This is a genomic window from Reyranella sp., from assembly GCF_004296935.1.
Taxonomy (GTDB): domain Bacteria; phylum Pseudomonadota; class Alphaproteobacteria; order Reyranellales; family Reyranellaceae; genus Reyranella.
In genome coordinates this window covers 29221-41495 of sequence record NZ_SCVH01000039.1, presented here as the reverse complement: position 1 = coordinate 41495, position 12275 = coordinate 29221, and the positions used below count along the sequence as shown (strand labels likewise).

At 64.4% G+C, this 12275-nt stretch carries 14 protein-coding genes; 10 read left to right on the top strand and 4 right to left on the bottom strand.

From position 1 onward, the window contains the following. From EPO55_RS05095 to EPO55_RS05080, 4 genes are all read left to right on the top strand, one after another. Positions 1-320 (top strand): enolase C-terminal domain-like protein (locus EPO55_RS05095; RefSeq protein WP_296335388.1); only part of this gene is annotated, 320 nt, incomplete at its 5' end. A gap of 11 nt (positions 321-331) precedes the next feature. Then, on the top strand, positions 332-970 hold the full coding sequence (locus EPO55_RS05090) for an NIPSNAP family protein (RefSeq protein ID WP_296335387.1): 639 nt from the start codon (positions 332-334) through the stop codon (positions 968-970). A gap of 91 nt (positions 971-1061) precedes the next feature. Further along, positions 1062-3404, top strand: coding sequence for a xanthine dehydrogenase family protein molybdopterin-binding subunit (locus EPO55_RS05085; RefSeq protein ID WP_296335386.1), 2343 nt, complete (start codon positions 1062-1064; stop codon positions 3402-3404). A gap of 29 nt (positions 3405-3433) precedes the next feature. Further along, positions 3434-3841: a hypothetical protein gene (locus EPO55_RS05080; protein ID WP_296335385.1), complete on the top strand. Its 408-nt coding sequence runs from the start codon at positions 3434-3436 to the stop codon at positions 3839-3841. On the opposite strand, the gene EPO55_RS05075 is transcribed toward EPO55_RS05080, so the two are convergent. Continuing rightward, a complete protein-coding gene (locus EPO55_RS05075) occupies positions 3823-4407 on the bottom strand; it encodes a glutathione S-transferase family protein (protein WP_296335384.1) in 585 nt (194 codons plus the stop codon). The two genes, EPO55_RS05080 and EPO55_RS05075, sit on opposite strands and share 19 nt — an antisense overlap. A 123-nt stretch (positions 4408-4530) precedes the next feature. Between EPO55_RS05075 and EPO55_RS05070 the strand changes: the two genes are divergently transcribed. Then, positions 4531-4902: a hypothetical protein gene (locus tag EPO55_RS05070; protein WP_296335383.1), complete on the top strand. Its 372-nt coding sequence runs from the start codon at positions 4531-4533 to the stop codon at positions 4900-4902. 98 nt (positions 4903-5000) lie between these two features. Here the strand turns inward: EPO55_RS05070 and EPO55_RS05065 are convergent, their stop codons facing one another. After that, entirely contained in the window at positions 5001-6533 is a 1533-nt protein-coding gene (locus EPO55_RS05065; protein ID WP_296335382.1) for an ABC transporter substrate-binding protein, read from the bottom strand. A gap of 311 nt (positions 6534-6844) precedes the next feature. On the opposite strand from EPO55_RS05065, the gene EPO55_RS05060 reads away from it, so the two are divergent. The 3 genes from EPO55_RS05060 (at position 6845) to EPO55_RS05050 (ending at position 8736) form a co-directional block, all read left to right on the top strand. Next, a complete protein-coding gene (locus tag EPO55_RS05060) occupies positions 6845-7312 on the top strand; it encodes an SET domain-containing protein (protein WP_296335381.1) in 468 nt (155 codons plus the stop codon). A gap of 53 nt (positions 7313-7365) precedes the next feature. Beyond that, positions 7366-8271: an NAD(P)-dependent oxidoreductase gene (locus EPO55_RS05055; RefSeq protein WP_296335380.1), complete on the top strand. Its 906-nt coding sequence runs from the start codon at positions 7366-7368 to the stop codon at positions 8269-8271. A gap of 279 nt (positions 8272-8550) precedes the next feature. Beyond that, complete coding sequence (locus tag EPO55_RS05050; protein WP_296335378.1) at positions 8551-8736, top strand: hypothetical protein; 186 nt, start codon at positions 8551-8553, stop codon at positions 8734-8736. 5 nt (positions 8737-8741) lie between these two features. Here the strand turns inward: EPO55_RS05050 and EPO55_RS05045 are convergent, their stop codons facing one another. Then, positions 8742-9308, bottom strand: a complete 567-nt coding sequence (locus EPO55_RS05045) for a thermonuclease family protein (RefSeq protein WP_296335377.1) — start codon at positions 9306-9308, stop codon at positions 8742-8744. A gap of 12 nt (positions 9309-9320) precedes the next feature. Then, the gene (locus EPO55_RS05040; RefSeq protein WP_296335376.1) at positions 9321-9959 is read right to left on the bottom strand and encodes a hypothetical protein; all 639 of its coding nucleotides are present in this window, start codon (positions 9957-9959) and stop codon (positions 9321-9323) included. Between the two features lie 277 nt (positions 9960-10236). Between EPO55_RS05040 and EPO55_RS05035 the strand changes: the two genes are divergently transcribed. Continuing rightward, positions 10237-10554 carry a co-chaperone GroES gene (locus tag EPO55_RS05035; protein ID WP_296335375.1) on the top strand — a complete coding sequence of 106 codons (318 nt, stop codon included), beginning with the start codon at positions 10237-10239 and terminating at the stop codon, positions 10552-10554. A gap of 45 nt (positions 10555-10599) precedes the next feature. Continuing rightward, positions 10600-12258 carry a chaperonin GroEL gene (groL, locus tag EPO55_RS05030; RefSeq protein WP_296335374.1) on the top strand — a complete coding sequence of 553 codons (1659 nt, stop codon included), beginning with the start codon at positions 10600-10602 and terminating at the stop codon, positions 12256-12258. The last annotated feature ends 17 nt before the right edge of the window (positions 12259-12275 follow it).

Here is a 12275-nt window from a genome sequence, read left to right as displayed (position 1 = left end):
CGATCATCGACGTGCCGTGGAACGGTCTGGCCGAGTCCTTCAAGATCTCGACCATGGCCGAGGCCTACGAGATCAACTGTGCGCCGCACAATTTCTACGGCCACATGTCTACGCTGATGAGCGCTCACCTGTGCGCCGCCATGCCCAACTTCCGCATCATGGAAATCGATATCGACGATGTGCCCTGGAAGGATGATCTGGTGACACACCCGCCGGTGATCCAGAATGGCGAACTGATCGTGCCCACCCGGCCGGGCTGGGGTGCCGACATCAACGAGGAAGCGGTGCGGGCGCATCCGCCCAAGAATCCCCATCCCTGAGAGGAAACGACATGGTCTATGAGCTTCGCTGCTACACCCTGAAGCCCGGCAAGATGCCGGAATATCTCAAGGCTGCCGAGACGATCGGCAGGCCGGCACGCGGTCAGAATTACGGCGTCAACCACGGCTACTGGACGGCCGAATTCGGCGCGCTGAACCAGATCTGGCACCTGTGGAAATACGACAGCTACGAAGAGCGCACGCGGCTGCGCGGCGAGCTCGCCAAGCACAAGCCGTGGACCGAAGGCTATGTGCCGGTGATCCGCCCGCTGATCGAGCGTCAGGACCTGCGCCTCATGAATCCTGTGGTCGATATCCGCCCGGACGACGGCACCACCGGCAACATCTACGAACTGCGCGTCTATCGCTGCAACATGGGTGGCGCTGTCCAGTACGGCAAGGATTTCAAGGAGGTGCAGGCCGCGCGTGAGAAGTACTCGCCGATCTGGGGTGCCTGGACGGGCGAGTTCCCGCAACCCAACGAGTGGATACACCTCTGGCGTTACAAGAACCTGCAGGAGCGCTTCGAGGCGCGTGGCGCTGCGATGAAGGATCCGGCGTGGCAGGCCTATCTCGCCAAGGGTCCGGAGAAACTACAGGCGATGCACTCGACCTTGTTGTTGCCGACGAACTATTCGCCGCTGAAATAGACTCAATCGGCAATGGATTTAGCTCACCCTGGGGAAATCCCCGGGGTGAGGTGGCTTGGAATTTGCTCAAGGAATTTGCGAGGGTAAGCGCATGGATTCTTTCGACGACACCGGTCTTGCATTGATGAAGTTCGGCGTCGGCCAATCCGTGCCGCGGTCCGAGGATCCGAAGCTGCTGCGCGGCGAGGGCCGCTACACCGACGACATCAATCTGCCCGGCCAGGCCTATGCCGTGATGGTGCGCAGCCGGCAGGCGCACGGCATTCTCAAGGCTATCGACATCGCCGCGGCGATGGCAATGCCGGGCGTGCTCGCCATCTACACCAACGCCGATCTCGAGGCGGCGGGCTTCGGCCCGCTCAAATGTCCGATGAACATTCCGGACCGCGACGGCAAGCCGATGAAGACGCCCCCTCGACCATCGTTGGCCAAGGGCCGCGTGCGCTTTGTGGGCGAGGCCGTGGCCTGCGTCGTGGCCGAGACGGCGGTGCAGGCCAAGGACGCTGCCGAGGCCGTCGAGCTCGATATCGAGGAGTTGCCAGCCGTCACCAGTCCGGCCGATGCGCTGAAGCCCGGCGCACCGCAGATTCACGAGGACGCGCCGGGCAACCTCGCCCTCGACTTCCACTACGGCGATGCCGAAGCGGTCAAGAAGGCTTTCGCCGAGGCGGCCCACGTGACGCGACTCGAGATCGCCTCCAACCGCATCGTGGTCAACGCCATGGAGCCACGCTCGGCGCTCGGTTCCTACGATTCGAAGACGGGACGCTGGACCCTGCATGTCGGCTGCCAGGGCGTGATGGGGCTGCGCGGCGGTATTGCCAGGGACGTGCTCAATGTGCCGCCGGACAAGGTGCGCATCCTCACCGGCAATGTCGGTGGCTCATTCGGCATGAAGTCGCAGGTCTACCCAGAGTACGCCCCGCTGCTGCTGGGCGGCAAACTGCTCGGTCGGCCGGTGAAGTGGACCGATGAGCGCTCCGAGAGCTTTCTGAGCGACCATGCCGGTCGCGATCACCAACGCATCGCCGAGCTGGCGCTTGACAAGGAAGGCAGGTTCCTCGCCGTTCGTCTCAGCGGTACCGGCAACGCCGGCGCCTACATCTATCCGCCGATGCCGGCCACGACCAACGCCGTGAAGAACGTCATCGACGTCTACAAGACGCCGGCGATGGAAGTGAATTCCAAGGTCGTGTTCACCAACACCACGCCGGTCGGCGCCTATCGCGGCGCCGGACGACCCGAGGGCAACTACTACATGGAGCGCCTGATCGACACGGCGGCGCGCGAGATGGGCATCGACAGGATTGCGATGCGGCGGCTGAACCACATCGCGCCCGATCAGATGCCCTACAAGGCGCCGTCGGGCATGAACTACGATTCGGGCGAATTCACCACGATCCTTGACAAGGCACTGGTCGCCGCCGATTGGCAGGGCTTCGACAAGCGCAAGCAGGAGAGCGCGGCCCGCAACAAGCTGCGCGGCCGCGGCATCGGCTCCTATCTCGAAGTCACGGGGCCGCCCGCCAAAGAATACGGCGGTATCCGCTTCGAGGAAGACGGCACAATCATGATGCTGAGCGGTACGCTCGATTACGGCCAGGGCCACGCCACGCCTTTCGCCCAAGTGCTGGGAAGCCAGCTCGGCGTCCCTCTCGAGCGCTTTCGCCTGCTGCAGGGTGACTCCGACCAGCTCAAGGTGGGCGGTGGCACCGGCGGTTCGAAATCCGCGCTTGTGGCCAGCCAGGCATTCCTCGAGGCCGGCGACAAACTGATCGAGCAAGGCAAGCAGATTGCAGCCCACGTGCTCGAAGCGGCGACCGTCGATATCGAGTTTGCGCGCGGCCGCTTCACCATCGCCGGCACGGATCGCGGCATCAGCATCGTCGAACTTGCTGACAGGCTGCGTGCGGGCATCAGCCTACCGCCTGACGGGCCGCAGTCGCTCGACGTCAGCCACATCTCGGACAATCCGCCGTTTTCCTTCCCCAACGGTTGCCATATCGCCGAAGTCGAGATCGACCGTGACACCGGCCAGGTCGAGGTCGTGCGCTACTTCATGGTCAACGACTTCGGCACCGTCATCAATCCAATGCTGGTGGCGGGCCAGGCGCACGGCGGTGTCATTCAGGGCATCGGCCAGGCGCTGATGGAGCGCACGGTCTACGACCAGCAGGGCCAGCCCGTGGCCGGTTCCTATATGGACTACGCCATGCCGCGGGCGACCGACGCGCCGGACTTCTCGATCGAGAACCATTCCGTGCCGTGCAAGACCAACCGGCTGGGCATCAAGGGCTGCGGCGAGGCCGGCTGCGCCGGTGCGCTGCCCGCGGTCATGAATGCCGTTGTCGATGCGCTCGCCGAGATCGGCGTCAGCCATATCGACATGCCCGTGACGCCGGAAAAAGTTTGGCGTCTACTGAACGACAAGTAGCCGTCGAAACTGAAGATTTCGCTTGCAGCATGCCTCTGTTCTGGACGCTCGATCATCAGGAACGACTACTGACGGCCGCCGCGGTCGGCGACGTCACCCGCCATGACTCCGACACCTTTCTCGACGCGCTGGAGGCGGCCGGGGTCGATGCGATGGCCTACCGCAAGCTGTTCGACGGTAGCCGGGGTTACACCGCGATGACGGCCAACGACTTGCTGGCATTGGGTGTCAGGATCCGGGGATTCCATGCGCAGGGTCCAATGGGCCCGCTGGCGGTGGTCACGCCTCCCGGCCAAGGGGATTTGGTTGCCCGTATCCTCGGTGTGCTCGCCGCCGCCGATCGGCCGATGCGCATGTTCCGCGAAATCGCGCCCGCGCGTCGCTGGATCGCTGCGCAGGCAAAGGTCTCGATCAGCGATCACGCCGGCAGCACGTAGCCGATCTTCGTCTCGATTTCGATCGTCCGCTGCACGGCCGGTCGCGCCATCATGCGGGCGTAGTGCGCTTCGATATTGGGGAACGCACCCGGTTCCGGCTCGAGTGAACTGCGGAAGCGCCAGTAGAGACGAAACAGGTGGATATCGGCGATCGAATATCGCCCTGCCACCGCCCAGTCGTTCTTGCCCAGGCGCTTGTCGGCGACCGCGTAAACCTCGCGCGCGTGCTCCAGTCCCTGCCGCCGCGCCGGATGGATGGCCGAGGCGATATAGGACATCCAGGAAACCACCTGCGCCTCGGCCTCGATGTCTCCTTGCGGCAGCAGGCCCGCAGCGGGAAACACCCGCGCCAGATAGAACAGGATGCCCGCTACCTCGGTTAGAACGCGGCCGTCGACCAGCAGCACCGGCACCTTGCCGTTGGGGTTGATCGCCAGGAACTCGGGCGTGCGCGTCTCTTTCTTGCCGAACGACAGGGGCTTGGCTTCGAACGGTGCGCCGGTTTCGTGCAGGGCGATGTGCGGCGCCATCGAGCTCGATCCAGGCGAGAAATAGAAAGTGAGCATGCAGCTATCCTTTCCCGAACTTTCGCTGCACGGAGTGAGCGATGTCAAAGTGGGCGATGCTGGCGTTTCGTCCTCAGGACTGTCAAATAACCTCCGGGTCTCATAGGGAAATTGGCAAGCAGCATGTCGCTCACCTGGACAATCGATTCTGAAAGCCGGTTGATCACCGCCATCGCGGACGGCGATGTCACCCGCCGCGACGTCGAGGCCTTGCTCGGTGAGATGGCCTCAAGCGGAGCGATGACCTACCGCAAGCTGTTCGACGGCAGCCAAGGCGACACCAGAATGAGCCCCGAGGATCTCCTTGTGCTGGGCGTAAGGTTCCGGGAATTCCATGCGATGGGCCCCATGGGACCGTTGGCCGTCGTCGTCCCTGACGACAAGGCCGAACTGGTCGCCCGGGTGCTGGGCATGCTTGCGGCCGCCGATCGGCCAATGCGCGTCTTCCGCACGCCGGCACCTGCGCGCCGCTGGCTCGAGTCGCTGGCAAAATAGCTGCAAGCCAGGTCGTCCCGGCCGCCCTCTGGCGCTGCAATTGCAAGACCTCTCCGCGATCCTCATCGCCGCAGAGAGGCCGTTGATGCCTTCGACCTTTAGCGATCGAGCCAGACGTCCTCGAAGCGCCAGCCGTTGTAGATGCTGTTGGTGTGGATCGTCACGTCCTTGACGTACGGCTGCCAGCAGCCGGCCGCCCTGCCGTTCGAGATGATCGGCCGGGCAATGGCCTCCTGCAGCTTGGCGTCGATCTCCCACACCATCATCAGGCGCTTCTTCTGGTCGAGTTCGCGCGATTGCGCCTCGAACAGCTTGGTCATTTCCGGATCGCAGTAGTTGTTGTAGTTGCGCAGGCTGCCGCAGGCGTAGCCCTCGAAGAAGGTGACGTCGGGATCGTCGACCGCGCTGCCGCTGAGGTTGAGCGCCACCGCATAGTCCTTCTTGAATACGCGATTGTAGTAGACGGCGGTATCGATGATCTCGAGTTCGGAGTCGATGTAGATGTGGCGCAGGTGGTCGAGCAGGATCGTCGCCGGATCGCGGAAGGTGGCGATGTTGCGCGTGCTGACCTTGAGCTTCATCCGCTTGTCGGGGCCGTAGCCGGCCTCCCTCATCAATGCGCGTCCTTGCTCACGACTCTTTTCGACGTTGCCGTAGCCGATGATGTTCTTGAGCCTTTCTGGCGGGAGTCCCCACACGCCGTCCGGCGGGGCCAGCATGGCGCCCCCCATCGTGCTCTCGCCCTCGCTCAGAATGGTGATGAACTCCTGTCGATCGAGTGTCAGCGCCATGGCGCGCCGGATCTTCGGGTTGTCGAACGGCGGCAGATCTCGGTTGATGATGAGGTTGGTGGAGACGCCGGTCGCCCGCATGGTGCATTTTGCCTGTGGCGCATCCTTTTTCAGGTTCTTCAGGAGCGGCACCGTGACGTCCGTCGGGAAGGTCATGTCGAACTTGCCGGCGACGAACGACAGCATGCGGGTCGACCGGTCGGGGATGATGGTGAACTCGATGCCGTCGAGATAGGGCCGTCCCGGCTTCCAGTAGTCGGGATTCTTCGCCAGCCTGATGCTCTCCTTCATCTTGAACTCGACGAACTTGAACGGTCCCGTGCCGATCGGATGGCGGCGCATGTCTGCCACGGGAACATGGCAGGGATAGATCGGCGTGTAGCCAGACGAGAGCAGCGCCAGCAGCGCGGGCTGCGGCGCCTTGAGGTGGAATGTGGCATCGACATCGCTGTCGGCCGTCACCTTCTCGACATTGCTGTACCAGGCCCCGCGTGGATTGCGCCTGAGCTTGTCGGTGCCGAGCAGCAACTCGAACGTGCATTGCACGTCCTTGGCTGTGAACGGCTTGCCGTCATGCCACTTCACACCCTGACGAAGCTTGAAGGCGAGCTTGGTGCCGTCCCCACTCCAGGTCCAGCTCGTGGCGAGGTCTGGCACGATCGATTCGAAGCTGTTCTTGGCGACGTTCTGGTCGAACATCACGAGGTTGTTGAAAACGCTCATGAAAGGCACCGCCGTCGAGACGGTCGCCTCTTCATGGATCGAGGCACTGGGCGGCGTATCCATATGCTGGATCTTCAGGATACCGCCGGCTTTCTGCGCCAGCGCCGGGTCCGCCATTCCAACCGCCAACGCCATCACGCCAACCAACACCAAACACGCCAACGCAAAGCAATGCATCCGGTTTCTCATGGTGTCCTCCCAGTGATGGGCGGCGCGCTGTCCGCTATTGCTGCGGATTGCGACGTGCAGCCCAGGCCTTCGTGCTCGGTTTCGGCGTCTCCTTCTCGCAAAAGCATGGAAGCCTAGCGTCGTTCCGCCGGTGGGACCAGCCATCTTGGGGCCGTGGCGTCGGCACGATTGCCGTGCAGCAGAGAGCAGGCTAAGCACGCGGGCCGCATGGCATTGGTGATCACGAGTAAGAAGTTTTCATGAAACGAAAGACCAGCAAGGCGTTCGTCTATCTCGGCTCGTCGGGCGTTCATGGCATCGGCTGTTTTGCCGACCAGGATGTCAAAAAGGGGGAGATTGTCCGGATCTGGGATGGCAAGGACAGTCGCTGGGTCTCGACCCGGCAGGTCAACGGCTCGCGCCACGCCGCCCTCTACAAGAAGTTCGGCATTCGCAGCACCGGGGGATATTGGGTGCCGCTCGACTTTCTGCGCATCTCGACCGGCTGGTACATGAACCACGCCGCCGACCCCAACCTGGGCTCTGACGACGGCGACGTGACCTACCATGCCGTCCGCGACATCCCGGCTGGCGAGGAGCTCACGATCGACTACCGCCGCATGGACGACAAGCACGACAACCTCCAGCGCGATGTTTCCGTGCCGCCGACCGCCGCCCGGAAAAGACTGCGCGGCAAGACGGCACGAAAGAGGCGAGCTACCCGCTAAAGGCTTCTTATCTGCTATGCTGGGTTCGTGGTTCGGCTGAGAGGATGGTGGCGATGTCCGGAACGCTCTTCATCGACTCTACTCCGGATATCGATCGCGTCTGGAAGCAGGTTCACGGCCCCGGCGACACTCCCATCATCGTCAATATGGGACCCGTCGGTGAAGACGATGTCCCGGGCAAGGTCGCGGGCTACGATACGGTGATCAACGACGCCACCTACTTCAGCGAAGCCACCCTGGCGCGCTGTGCCGGTCTGAAGCACATCGTTTTCCTCGGCACCGGGGCGGCAAGCTTCGTCGATCTCGCGGCCGCCAAACGCCTCGGCATCAAAGTCTCAACCATTGGCGGTTACGGCGACACCACGGTCGCCGAGCACGCCATGGGGCTGGTTTTCGCTGCCGCGCGCCATATCGCCACCATGCACGCCAACGTCAGGTCGGGCGGCTGGCGTCCGATGCAGGGCATGGAACTCAAGGGAAAGACGCTGGGCATCGTCGGCCTGGGCGGCATTGGTCGCGAGATGGCGCGCATCGCCCAGGGTGTCGGCCTGAAGGTGATCGCCTACAACCGCTCGGCCGTTGCCGGCGCCGCCGTGCCGATGGTGCCGATCGACGAACTGCTGGCGCGCTCGGACATCGTCAGCCTGCATCTCGCCCTGAACGACGCAACGCGCGGCTTCCTCGACCGCGCGCGGCTCAAGCAGACCAAGCCCGGCGTCATCGTCGTCAATACCGCGCGGGCCGGCGTCGTCGACGAGCCGGCACTGTTGGATCTCCTGCGCGCCGGCCATGTCGGGCACTACGCGACCGACGTCTTCGCCAAGGAGCCTACGCCGCCCGACGAGCCGCTGCTGAAGCTCGACAATGTGACGCTTACCGCACACGCGGGCTACAACACGCCGGAAGCGTCCATGACGATGTACCGCCGCGCCATCGACCTGGCGGCGGCCGGCCCGTGATCGCGCGCCGGGCCAGCTAGGCCGCCCGCTCAGCCGAAGATTGGATTGCAACCAGGGGCGCGGTCCCACGTTGCCTCCCGTCGACAAGACACATGTGCCGACGCCCAATTCCCGGGCCTGCGCTTCCAGGAGACTTCCATGGACCGCTCCATCCTGCTCACCTTGTTCTGGCGCTGAGAAGTCGTGGCTGGAACTCCGCCGGCATTGAGTCGTCTCGAACTTCAGGTGCTGCGTCGCTTGGCCGAGGGACGGAGGGTCGACATCCCGTCTGTGCAGCGGATGCGTTTCGAATTTCTCGGCCTGATCGAGGAGGGGCCGAAGGGCATCGCGCTCACTGCATTGGGACACCGGCGCGCCCGCATGGAGACCGATGCGGATTGTTCGGCGCCCGATGTCGCGCCGCCTGCCTCACCGCTGGTCGACACGCGCGGCCGGGCGCGGCACAAGCGGCGCTCGCCCTTCTGACGATCCTACTTCTCGCCCAGCCACGCCGGCCACAGGCCCCGACCGGCCTTGCGCGCCTCGGCCTCGGCCCCGGCATAGCGCTGGCCGGCACGTGGCTCCCACGGCAGCGCTTCCCCGAGATGGAAACCGTAGGCGAGGCCGCTTGCGATCAGGTAGCCGCCGAGATCGATCGGCGCCGGCGTGGCCTCGACCAGGCACTGCGCCACGACGCGGCACTCGCGGTCCCATCTGGTCACACGGCACTTCACCTTGTGCCCACCCTTGTCGAGCATGTCCTCGAGCGCGGCCCGCGCCCGCATGCCGGCAGACGTCTCCTGGCCACTCTGCCGGTCGCGCAACTCGCCCGCCTGGACGCCCCATAGCCTGAGCGGCGGCTTCAGCCCCGTGCCGGCCAAGGTGGCGCCGTCGATCGCATAGGCCTCGCCGGCCCACTCCTTGGGCAGCGCGCCCATGGCGACGGCGCAGTCAGGCGGCCTGTCGGTGCTCTTGTCGGATTCCGGCGGACGGCGCTGCTGGGCATCGGCGACGCCACCCGCGCTGACCAGGAGAAGAGTGAGGAACAGTGCTCTCATCGCTGCCGGCAACTAGTCCGCCCGCGGCGTGGCCGGCAGCATCCGGTCGATTGCAGTGCACCAGACGTCCTGGGCCGCCTCCATCGTGAGACCGTAGTCGACGCGCAACTGGTTCCAGCTCTCGAAGCTGGTGAGTGTGCCAAGGGCGAACAGCAATTGCCTGCGTTCCGGGCCCGGCAGGGTCGAAAGCTCCGGCCCATACATCAGTTTCAGCCGCGCGAGGTTGGCCCGGCGGACCAGACCGACGCGGCTCTCGAACTCGGCCAGTTGGTCCTGGCTGTCGATCATGGCCCGCCACAGCGGCAGCCACTTCTGACAAGCCGTCGCCCGGATCATCACATGCGCCCTGATCCGGGTCGGCCGGTCGCCGTCGACATCGCGCGCCGCCGCTTCCGCCTGGCCGGCGGCAATCGCGTGGTCCGTCGCCGCGAGGCCGAGCGCGCGCAGATCGGAAAAGCGCTCGAATATCGATCGTACCGAATATCCTGCCTGCTCGGCGATCTGCGACGCCGTCGGCGCCCGCACGTTCCGGGTCAGCAGCTCCAGATACGCCTCGATGATCAGCTGCCGGGTCCGCTCGCTGCGCAGGCGGCGGCCATCGAACTGGCGCCGCGGGCCCAGCGGCCTGGCAATGACAAGATCTTGAACCATCTCTGGAAGCGCTCCGGACCGGGACCTCGAGTTTGTAGGGCTGCTTACGCTTCTCCGGACGCTCGCACCGAACATCGGAGAGTACGCGGCACAGGCTGGGTACTGTGACGGCTTTTGCATCGATGTGCCAGCAACCCGGAGCCTGGGAACCCGGAAGAGGGCGATTTTGGGTGGAGGGTGCTTGTTCGCGGAGCGAAGATCACCACTTCCAGCTTACCTATTGCCTCGCGCGCGCTCAGCGTTCGCTTCCAAAACCCGACAATCAGAGAGAAACGCCATGAAATTCAGGCCGTTGCACGATCGCGTGGTGATTCGCCGGGTCGAGGAAGCAGGCAAGACCAAGGGCGGGATCTTCATTCCCGACACCGCCAAGGAAAAGCCGATGGAAGGCGAGATCGTCGCCGTCGGCCCCGGCGCCCGCAACGAGACCGGCGCTCTGGTGCCGCTCGATGTCCGCAAGGGCGACCGCATCCTGTTCGGCAAGTGGTCGGGCACCGAGATCAAACTCGACGGCGAGGATCTTCTCATCATGCCGGAGTCAGACATCATGGGCGTCATTGAAGACACGGCCGTCGCCAAGAAGAAAGCCGCCTGACGCCAACCGGCATTTTCGAAGTCTTACGAGCAAGGAATAAGAATCATGTCAGCGAAAGAAGTACGTTTCGGCGCCGATGCCCGGGCCCGCATGATCCGTGGTGTCGATATCCTGGCCGACTCGGTCAAGGTCACGCTCGGGCCCAAGGGCCGCAATGTCGTGCTCGACAAGTCGTACGGCGCGCCGCGCATCACCAAGGACGGCGTCACCGTCGCCAAGGAGATCGAACTCGGCGACAAGTTCGAGAACATGGGCGCGCAACTGGTGCGCGAAGTGGCGACCCGGACCTCTGATTCGGCCGGCGACGGCACGACCACCGCCACCGTGCTCGCCCAGGCGATCGTGCGCGAGGGCGCCAAGTCGGTTGCCGCGGGCATGAACCCGATGGACCTCAAGCGCGGCATCGATATGGCTGCTGAATGGGTCATGGAAGACCTCAAGAGCCGTTCCAAGAAGGTCTCGACCAGCCAGGAGATCGCCCAGGTCGGCACCATATCGGCCAACGGCGACAAGGCGATCGGAGACATGATCGCCAAGGCGATGGACAAGGTCGGCAAGGAGGGTGTGATCACGGTCGAGGAGGCCAAGAGCCTCGAGACCGAACTCGACGTCGTCGAAGGCATGCAATTCGATCGCGGCTATCTCTCGCCCTATTTCGTTACCAACGCCGAGAAGATGATCTGCGAGCTCGAGAATCCCTACATCCTGATCCATGAGAAGAAGCTCGCCAGCCTGCAGACCGTGCTGCCGCTGCTCGAATCGATCGTGCAGTCGGGCCGGCCGTTGCTCATCATCGCCGAGGACATCGAGGGTGAGGTGCTGGCTACGCTCGTCGTGAACAAGCTGCGCGGCGGCCTCAAGGTCGCGGCTGTCAAGGCGCCGGGCTTCGGCGATCGCCGCAAGGAGATGTTGGAGGATCTGGCCATCCTGACTGCAGGCCAGGTGATCAGCGAGGATCTCGGCACCAAGCTCGAAAACGTGCCCCTCGACATGCTGGGCACCGCCAAGCGGGTGCGCATCGACAAGGACAACACCACGGTGATCGACGGCGCGGCCAAGAAGAAGGACATTGAGGCTCGCGTCTCGCAGATCAAGAAGCAGGTCGAGGAGGCGACGTCCGACTACGACCGCGAGAAGCTGCAGGAGCGGCTGGCCAAACTCGCCGGCGGGGTCGCCATCATCAAGGTGGGCGGTGCCACCGAGATCGAGGTCAAGGAACGCAAGGATCGCGTCGACGATGCCATGCACGCGACCAAGGCGGCGGTCGAGGAAGGCGTTGTCGCCGGTGGCGGCGCTGCACTCCTCTATGCCACCCGCGTGCTCGACGGCAAGCGCGGCGGCAACCACGACCAGCAGGTCGGCATCGACATCGTGCGCCGCGCGCTGCAGGCGCCCGTTCGCCAGATCGCCGAGAACGCCGGCTTCGACGGCGCCGTGGTCGCCGGCCGCATGCTCGACCAGAAGGACGTCAACTTCGGCTTCGACGCCCAGAAGGCCGAGTACGTCAACATGATCAAGGCGGGCGTCATCGACCCGACCAAGGTCGTCCGTGCCGCGCTCCAGGGCGCGGTCTCCGTAGCCGGCCTCCTCATCACCACCGAGGCGATGGTGGCCGAGATCCCGAGCGCCAACGGCGGCAGCATGCCCGGCGGTGGCATGGGCGGTGGCGGCATGGGTGGTATGGGCGGCGGGATGGGCTTCTAACCGGCTGCTTGCCGGCA

What these genes read in the sequence shown, in the direction of transcription:
- EPO55_RS05090 (WP_296335387.1), top strand. Translation starts at nt 332, where the DNA reads ATGGTCTATGAGCTTCGCTGCTACACCCTGAAGCCCGGCAAGATGCCG.
- EPO55_RS05085 (WP_296335386.1), top strand. Translation starts at nt 1,062, where the DNA reads ATGGATTCTTTCGACGACACCGGTCTTGCATTGATGAAGTTCGGCGTC.
- EPO55_RS05080 (WP_296335385.1), top strand. Translation starts at nt 3,434, where the DNA reads ATGCCTCTGTTCTGGACGCTCGATCATCAGGAACGACTACTGACGGCC.
- EPO55_RS05075 (WP_296335384.1), bottom strand. Translation starts at nt 4,407, where the DNA reads ATGCTCACTTTCTATTTCTCGCCTGGATCGAGCTCGATGGCGCCGCAC.
- EPO55_RS05070 (WP_296335383.1), top strand. Translation starts at nt 4,531, where the DNA reads ATGTCGCTCACCTGGACAATCGATTCTGAAAGCCGGTTGATCACCGCC.
- EPO55_RS05065 (WP_296335382.1), bottom strand. Translation starts at nt 6,533, where the DNA reads ATGGCGGACCCGGCGCTGGCGCAGAAAGCCGGCGGTATCCTGAAGATC.
- EPO55_RS05060 (WP_296335381.1), top strand. Translation starts at nt 6,845, where the DNA reads ATGAAACGAAAGACCAGCAAGGCGTTCGTCTATCTCGGCTCGTCGGGC.
- EPO55_RS05055 (WP_296335380.1), top strand. Translation starts at nt 7,366, where the DNA reads ATGTCCGGAACGCTCTTCATCGACTCTACTCCGGATATCGATCGCGTC.
- EPO55_RS05050 (WP_296335378.1), top strand. Translation starts at nt 8,551, where the DNA reads ATGCGTTTCGAATTTCTCGGCCTGATCGAGGAGGGGCCGAAGGGCATC.
- EPO55_RS05045 (WP_296335377.1), bottom strand. Translation starts at nt 9,308, where the DNA reads ATGAGAGCACTGTTCCTCACTCTTCTCCTGGTCAGCGCGGGTGGCGTC.
- EPO55_RS05040 (WP_296335376.1), bottom strand. Translation starts at nt 9,959, where the DNA reads ATGGTTCAAGATCTTGTCATTGCCAGGCCGCTGGGCCCGCGGCGCCAG.
- EPO55_RS05035 (WP_296335375.1), top strand. Translation starts at nt 10,237, where the DNA reads ATGAAATTCAGGCCGTTGCACGATCGCGTGGTGATTCGCCGGGTCGAG.
- groL (WP_296335374.1), top strand. Translation starts at nt 10,600, where the DNA reads ATGTCAGCGAAAGAAGTACGTTTCGGCGCCGATGCCCGGGCCCGCATG.